Raw genomic sequence first — 6,813 nt, 5'->3', positions numbered from 1 at the left:
GTCCAGCGCCATGAGCCGCTGGACCGCGCGAGGGTCGAACAGGCCCCGACTGCGGAGCGAATCGGGAGAGAGGACCTCCTCCACCCGGTCGCGGAGCTCGGCGCGGAGCCAGCGCCTCAGGGGGACGCCGAAGCCGGTCTTCTCGCGATAGATCACCTCGCGCGGGAGGTGGGGCTCCATGGCCCGCTTGAAGATCGCCTTCCCCGTCCTCCCCTTCTGCTTCATCCGGGCGGGGATCCGGGCCGCCAGCTCCACGACCTGGAGGTCGAGGAGCGGGACCCGCACCTCGACACCGGCCGCCATCCCCATGCGGTCGGTGTAGTTCAGGTTGTGGTCGGCCAGGAAGTGCTTCGACTCCAGGTACAGCATCCGGTTGAGCGGGTCGCGCTCCCCTGGGATGCGGGCCAGGCTCTCCAGCAGCGGAGCCGCCGTGTCCACGTCCTCCAGCTCCCGCGCCAGCGCCGGCGAGTAGAGCGAGCGCCGCAGCCGCTCGCCGCTCCACCAGAAGTACGCCGCCATCCGCCGGTCCGGCGGGAGGTCGGCGTGCTCCAGCAGCTTGACCACGCGCCGCAGGGTGGCCGAACCGGCCGAGGGGCCTCCCCCTGCCGCGACCCGGCGCGCGGGCGCCGCCACGGCCGCGCGCGCGGCGGCGGGGAGCCTCCCCCAGAGCCGCTCGGAGCCGAGCGCCACGTGCCGCCGGTACCCGGAGAAGACGTCGTCCCCGCCTGCGCCGGAGAGGAGCACCTTGATCCCGTCGGCGCGCGCCTGCTCGGCGATGAGGAGGGCGTTGATCGGGGCGGGGTCGGCCTGCGGCTCGTCCAGCAGGTAGAGCATCCGCTCCAGGTGCTGGACGATGTCGGGCTGGACCTCGATCGCGTGGAGCCGTACCCCCAGGTGCTCCGCCACCCGCCGCGCGTAGGGGAGGTCGGCGGGGCTCCCGTCGATCCCTCCCTCCGCGAAGCCGATGCTGTAGCAGACAGGGGCGTGGTCCGGCCGCGCGCGCCGCATCATGGCGACCACCGCGCTGGAGTCCAGCCCACCGGAGAGGAAGGCCCCCACCGGCACGTCGGAGACCATCTGCCGCGCCACCGCCTCCTCGATCTCGGCCCGGACGCGCTCCGCGACCTCCTCCTCCGAGTCGTCCAGGTACGGCCCGCCGTAGGGGAGGTCGTAGTGGCACCACTCCCGCACCGACTTCCCCCCGCGGGCGAGGAGCGCGTACCCCGGCCGGAGCTTCCGGACCGCCTCCAGGCCGGTGCGCGGCGCCGGGATCCAGAGGTAGGCGAGCTGGTGGTGCAGCGCGACGTGGTCCACGGTCCGGGGGAGCCCGGGGTGCCGCAGGAGCGCCTTCATCTCGGAGGCGAAGAGGAGCCCCTCCGCCGCCTCGGCGAAGTAGAGCGGCTTCACGCCCAGGTGGTCGCGCGCCAGGAACAGGTCCCCCCGCGCCACCCCTTCCGGGCGCCCGTTCTCCCGCCCGTCGTAGATGGCGAAGGCGAAGATCCCGTTCAGCCGCCCGAGCATCGCCAGGCCCTCCTCCGCGTAGAGGTGGAGGAGGACCTCGGAGTCGGTGCGGCTGTGGAAGACGTGCCCGCGGCCCTCCAGCGAGCGGCGCAGCTCCGGGAAGTTGTAGATCTCCCCGTTGTAGACCAGCGCCAGGTCGTCCAGCCCGGCGCAGCCGCAGCGGGAGCAGGCGGCCGTCATCGGCTGCCGCCCCTCGTCGGAGAGGTCGATGATCGCAAGTCGGCGGTGCGCCAGCCCCACCGGCGCCGCCGCGGGGGGCGACAGCGTCACGCTCGCCAGGCCGTCCGGCCCCCGGTGCGCGATGGCCCCGCTCATGGCGTCCAGCAGCCCGGGGGGAAAACGGCCCTGGAGTCCCGCGATCCCGCACATCTAGCGTGCCTTCACCGGGCGGGCTTGCGCAGGATCACCGCGATGCGGTCGGCCAGGCGCTCGCGGATCCATTGCACCCCCAGGAGCGGGCGGAGCCCCTCCAGCGCGCGCTTCAGCCGCGGGCGCGCCATGATCGGGCGGGTGGTGGTCAGCAGGACCATGTAGTCCTGGTAGACGACCTCCCAGGGACGCTCGCGGACGATCTCCTCGAACTCCCGGATGCTGGTGCCGTTGATGGTGTGCAGCCGCTCCCACGGCTGGAAGTCGTGCGCGTACCACGACGCCCGCTCGCCGCGATCGCGCAGGATCCCCCGGTACGCCTCGTTGAGGGCGTCGCTGTCGAAGAGCCACTGCACCCCGGGCATCCGCGTGACCATGCCCAGGTGGTGCTCGAACGGGTTCATGTATTGAGGGAACACCGCCACCAGCACGCCCCCGGGCTTCAGCACCCGGAAGGTCTCGGACATCACCTGGGAGAGGTCGGCGACGTGCTCGAACACGTCGAAGGTCGCCACGGCTTCGAAGCGGTCGTCCTCGAAGGGAAGCTGCTCGCCGACGGCCAGGTGGAACTCCGCGTCGGCCCCGTGCTCCGCTGCGAAGGTCTCCGCCGCCTCGATGAACTCCGGGGCGACGTCCACCCCCACGATCCTGCGGAGCCGGTAGGCCTCGTACCAGGCCACCGACCTGCCCCCGGTGAACGATCCCAGGTCCAGCACCTCCCTGCCGGCGAGGAGGGGCCGGATGTCCGCCGCGAAGTACCGGGAGAAAGGGTACCGAAGCTCGTACTCGTAGCGGAAGCGGGCGGAGGCGAGCATCATCTCCCGCCTCCCGGCGGGGTCCGCCCGCCGGAAATCGTCGGTCTTGAAGATCTCCGCCAGCGCGAGGTCGCCGGGATCGGGTTCGGTCTCCCAGAGCTTCATCGCGAGCTTCGCGAGCCGGGCGCTCTTGATCATCCGTGCGGCAGTCGTGTGGAGGTGGGCCGGCTCACGAGGCGATGCGGACCGGGCGACCCGTGCGGAGCGACTCCTCCAGCGCGTAGGTGACCCGGTGGGTAGCCTCCAGCGACTCGATCGAGATGGGGAGCTGGCCGCCGTCGCGCACCGCCTCCAGGAAGCGGGCGATCTCCTGGTCGAACCCCTTCTCCTGCGCCAGCTTGCGCGTCCGGCTCCGCTTTCCGCCGCGGGTGGTGAGCACCTCCCGGAAGTCCTCCAGGATGCCGATCCCGCCGCCGCCGAAGACCTCGACGCGCTCCTTGGGGAACGCCTTGTCCCCGGTGGCCAGGTAGTTGATGCTGCCCAGCGAGCCGTTGCGGAAGCGGAGCGTCGCGGCGATGGTGTCGTGCAGCGCCCCCTCCGGCCCGCCGAGCGAGTGGGCGAACACCTCCACGGGGAGGTCGTCCGTGAGGAACTGGAGCAGGTCCACGAAGTGGCAAACCTCTCCGATGATCCGCCCGCCGCCCTCCTCCGGGTCGTGGATCCAGCTCTCCCGCGGGATGGCGCCGGCGTTGACCCGGTAGTTGACCGCCAGCCGGGTTCCCGGCGCGAAGAAGCCCTTGAGCTGCTCCGCGAACGGCGAGAACCGCCGGTTGAAACCCACCGCCAGCACCTGCCCGCTTTCCGCCTGCGCCGTGAGCACCTCCTCGAGCCCGGCCTCGTCGATCGCCAGCGGCTTCTCCACGAACACCGCCTTCCCCGCCCGCAGCGCCTGCGCGGCGAAGTGCGCGTGCGAGCCGTGCCGCGTGGCGATCACCACCGCGTGCACCGCGGGGTCGGCGAGCAGCTCCGCCATGTCGGTGGTCGCGTAGCGGAAGCCGAAGCGCGTCCCGGTGTTCTTGCCGCTCACCCCCGTGGCGGTGGCGACGCCCACCAGGTCCGCCCCGGCCACGCGCGAGAAGCGCGGCAGCAGCACCGAGGTGGCGAAGTTCCCCGCCCCGATGAAGCCCAGCCCCACCGCCCCCGTGCGCCCCGGGCGAACGGGGAGGCGGAGGGTGCGCCGGGAGGCGGAGGACTGCTCCTGCGCATAGGTGAGCACAACCCCGGCGAAGTTTTCCTGCCGCTTCCCGGTGACGATGTCGTACGCCTCCTCCGCCTGCTCCACGGGGAAGCGGTGGGTGGTGAGCGCGGAGGGGGTGACCTGGCCGGTGGAGACCAGGCGCAGGAACTCCTGCATGTTGCGGCGCTCCGTCCAGCGCACGTACCCGACCGGGTAGTCGCGCCCCTCCTCCTCGTAGGAGGGATCGTAGCGTCCCGGGCCGTAGGAGCGGGAGAGCCGCAGCTCCAGCTCCTTCATGTAGTAGACCTTGCGGGGGATATCCATCTTCACCGCGCCCACCATGGAGACGCGCCCCCGGTCGCGGCAGAGCTCCCCGGCCAGCTCGATGGGGTCGTTGCTCTCCGTGGCGGCGGTGACCACCACCGCGTCCACCCCCACCCCGTCCGTAAAGCCCGAGACGGCCGCCAGCACGTCGTCGCTCCGACGCACCGCGGCATCCGCACCCAGCCGAACCGCCTGCTCCACCTTGGCGGGGTCGAGGTCCACGCCGATCACCCGGCACCCGTTGGCCTTGAGGATCTGCACCGTGAGCTGTCCCAGCAGCCCCAGGCCGATCACCGCCACGTTCTCGCCCAGGCGTACGTCGGCGATGCGCACTCCCTGCAGCGCGATGGCGCCCAGCGTCACGTAGGAGGCGTCCTCCAGCGAGACCTCGGCCGGGACGGCCACGGTCAGGTTCTTCGGGACGAAGACCGCGTGGGCATGGGACGCATAGCCCATCCCCGCGCACGCGACCCGGTCCCCCACGGCGAACTCTTCCGCGCCGCGCCCCACCTGCTCGACGACGCCGGCGCAGGAGTACCCCAGCGGGATGAACCGCTCCAGCCCGCCCTTGACGGTCTGCAGGGTGGCGCCGATCCCCTCCTTGCGCACCTTGTCGAGCACCTTCTTGACCAGGTCCGGGCGCTCCTGCGCCTTGCCCAGGAGCGACTTGTTGGCGAAGTCGATGACCAGGCGCTCCGTCCCGGCGCTGATCAGCGAGACGTCGTTGCGCACCACCACGCCCCCCGACTTGCAGGCGGGCTCGGGGACCTCGGCCACCTCCAGCTTCCGGGAACCGATATGCTGTACGACCTGTTTCACGGGTGCTCCTGTTCTGTACGAATGCCGGAAACGGGCATCCGCGCCCCGGAGCTCTCCTCCCGGGCGCGATGGATGATGCGCGTCAGCTTGCGGACGGCTTCCTCCACGCCGAACCGCTCCCTCGCCGTCCTGAATCCCTCCCTCCCCAGCCGCTCCCGCGCGGCCGGGTCCGCCACCAGCGGCCCCAGGGCGCGCGCCAGGGCTCCCGCGTCCCCCACCGGGACCAGGACGCCCTGCCGCCCGCTCTCCACCACGTCCGGGATGCTCCCCACGGGGGTGACCACCACGGGGAGGCCCGTCGCCATGGCCTCGACCATCGCGTTGGGGAGCCCCTCGCCGTGGCTAGGGAGCACGAAGACGTCCGCCTGCGCGAAGGCGCGGAGCTTCTCCTCCCCGTCGATCCAGCCGAGAAATGTAACCCGATCCGCAAGCTCACGCGTGCGGACCCACTCCCGCGCGGCCTCCGAGGCGTTCCCCTCCCCGGCGACGACGAGCTCCACCTCGGGGAGACCCGGGGTGGCAGCGAGCCGCGCCAGCGCCTCCAGCAGCTCGAAGATCCCCTTGGTGTCGTCCAGCCACCCGACGAAGAGGAGCCGGACCCGCCGCCGGACGCCGTACTCCCGCGCCTCTCCGATGCGGAGGAGATCCGGCGAGGCGGTCCAGTTCTGGACCACCGGGCAGCGCTCCGCGGGGATCCCGTACACCTCCCCGAAGAAGCTCTGCCACGTATCCCCCTGGCACACCAGGTAGCTCGCGTTCGCCAGCACCGGGCGGAAGAGCCGGCGGTATCTGGGCGAGCGCCGGCTGCTGTCCATGAAGGCGCCGCCGCGCAGCGACAGGAGCGCGGGGATCCCCCGCAGGCGCGCATACCCCGCGCACAGCCCTTTCTCCAGCAGGCTCAGTCCCAGCGCCGCGAAGAGGAGGACCGCGTCGGGACGGCGGCGCTCGATGAGCCACACGACCCGCGCGACCCGGCGGGCGGCGTGCACGGCGCGCCGCAGCACGGGCGGGGGAGGCACCTCCTGCTGCGTGCTGTCCACCAGGAGCAGGTCCACCTCGTCCGGGAACGAGGAGGCGAGCAGCGCCGCGCAGGAGCTGACCATTCCCCCGTGGATCCGCTTCCCCTCCGGCGGGAACGCCCCCACGAAGAGGACGAGCGGCTTCCCCTCAGCGCCCATCGAAGTACGCACGGTGCCAGAGCGCGAGGTGCAGGCACTTCCATAGGAGGAAGCCGTGGTTCCGCCGTCCGGACACGTGGTCGTCCATGCAGGCGGTCAGGGCGCGCGTGTCGAAGATCCCCCACCGCGAGGTCGCCGGGTCGGTGAGGACCTCGCGCATGAAGCCGGCGAGCGGAGCGCGCAGCCAGTACTCGTAGGGGACCCCGAAGCCGGTCTTGGGCCCGTCCAGGACCTCGTCCGGGACGATCCCGCGGAGAGCGCGCCGCAGGATCCACTTCTTTTCCCCACGCCGCACCTTGTACGACGCGGGGAGCCCGACGGCGTAGGCGGAGAGGGCGTTGTCCAGGAAGGGGACGCGGACCTCCACGCTGTGCGCCATGGTGGACTTGTCCACCTTCTCCAGGAAGGTGTTCGGCAGGAGCACTGAAAGGTCGGTGCGCAGCATCCGCTGCACCGGGTCGAGCCCGCGGAAGCGCGCCTGGCACTCGCGGTAGGCGCGGAACGGGTCCGAGCCCCGCAGCCGCTCGCGGGCCCCGGCGCTCATGACTCGCAGGGGCGAGCTGCGCGGCGTCTCCACGGTGAGCAGGAGCGCCATGCGCAGTGCGGGATC

The 6,813-nt window shown here is 72.0% G+C and carries 5 protein-coding genes; all 5 read right to left on the bottom strand.

Annotated elements, in window-relative coordinates; genetic code table 11:
• A partial coding sequence (gene asnB, locus VGR37_05310; protein HEV2146813.1) for an asparagine synthase (glutamine-hydrolyzing) occupies nt 1-1,890 on the bottom strand: 1,890 nt, incomplete at its 3' end.
• Nucleotides 1,891-1,901: 11 nt separating this feature from the next.
• On the bottom strand, nt 1,902-2,843 hold the full coding sequence (locus VGR37_05305) for a class I SAM-dependent methyltransferase (protein HEV2146812.1): 942 nt from the start codon (nt 2,841-2,843) through the stop codon (nt 1,902-1,904).
• Nucleotides 2,844-2,874: 31 nt separating this feature from the next.
• A complete protein-coding gene (locus VGR37_05300) occupies nt 2,875-5,025 on the bottom strand; it encodes a bi-domain-containing oxidoreductase (GenBank protein ID HEV2146811.1) in 2,151 nt (716 codons plus the stop codon).
• Complete coding sequence (locus VGR37_05295) at nt 5,022-6,203, bottom strand: glycosyltransferase family 4 protein (protein ID HEV2146810.1); 1,182 nt, start codon at nt 6,201-6,203, stop codon at nt 5,022-5,024. Before VGR37_05295 ends, VGR37_05300 begins: the two co-directional genes overlap by 4 nt.
• A partial coding sequence (locus tag VGR37_05290; GenBank protein ID HEV2146809.1) for an asparagine synthase C-terminal domain-containing protein occupies nt 6,193-6,813 on the bottom strand: 621 nt, incomplete at its 5' end. The genes VGR37_05290 and VGR37_05295, both read right to left, overlap by 11 nt.

This window comes from Longimicrobiaceae bacterium (assembly GCA_035936415.1).
Classification (GTDB): domain Bacteria; phylum Gemmatimonadota; class Gemmatimonadetes; order Longimicrobiales; family Longimicrobiaceae; genus JAFAYN01.
This window is presented reverse-complemented; position numbering and strand designations above follow the sequence as displayed.

Excerpts from the sequence above, each read along its gene's own strand:
- VGR37_05305 (HEV2146812.1), bottom strand. The coding sequence starts at position 2,843 with ATGATCAAGAGCGCCCGGCTCGCGAAGCTCGCGATGAAGCTCTGGGAG.
- VGR37_05295 (HEV2146810.1), bottom strand. The coding sequence starts at position 6,203 with ATGGGCGCTGAGGGGAAGCCGCTCGTCCTCTTCGTGGGGGCGTTCCCG.